This is a genomic window from Streptomyces azureus (assembly GCF_001270025.1).
In the GTDB taxonomy this organism is placed as follows: Bacteria; Actinomycetota; Actinomycetes; order Streptomycetales; family Streptomycetaceae; genus Streptomyces; species Streptomyces azureus.
The window spans coordinates 1-484 of record NZ_DF968461.1; the positions used below are offsets into that span (position 1 = coordinate 1).

The 484-nt window shown below is 70.7% G+C and carries 1 pseudogene; it reads left to right on the forward strand.

Annotation, left to right across the window (positions count from 1 at the left end):
* Window positions 1-229: pseudogene (locus AOQ53_RS45070) on the forward strand (hypothetical protein); the annotation flags it as partial.
* Between the last annotated feature and the right edge of the window lie 255 nt (window positions 230-484).

Genomic DNA, 484 nt, shown 5'->3' on the forward strand with positions numbered 1-484 from the left:
GCTCCACAGGGCGGCCCTCCTCTGCGCCCTGTTCGTCGGCACCGCGTCCACCCGGGCCGGCCGGCAGGCCCTGTGCGTGCGGTGGCCCGGCCTCAGGACACTCGACGCACAGGACTGGGACGAAGTCATCGCCGTCGTCCGGGCTCACCGGGCCATCGGGCGCGTCACTCGCTACACGGCGTACGTCCTCGACAAACCCGCGGACGGCGTCGCCGACGTCGCCCCCTAGTGCCCCGGCAGGCAACGTTTGCCCGTCAAGGAGCGGCGTCCGGTGCGTGCTCTGGGGGTACCCCCTGCTCGAAGAGCTTGGGTGAGTGCCGGCCGGAAGCCCTCGTACTGGATGTACTCGGGCTTCCGGCCGGTGCGGCGAGAGGGCGTGCCGGGCCTCCGACGGGGCGAACGTCGCCTGCCGGGGCACTAGGGGCTGTCTTTAGTTGTGATCAATGGGCTTCGTAAGAGGCCGCTGATCCAGATCGTCGCTGCG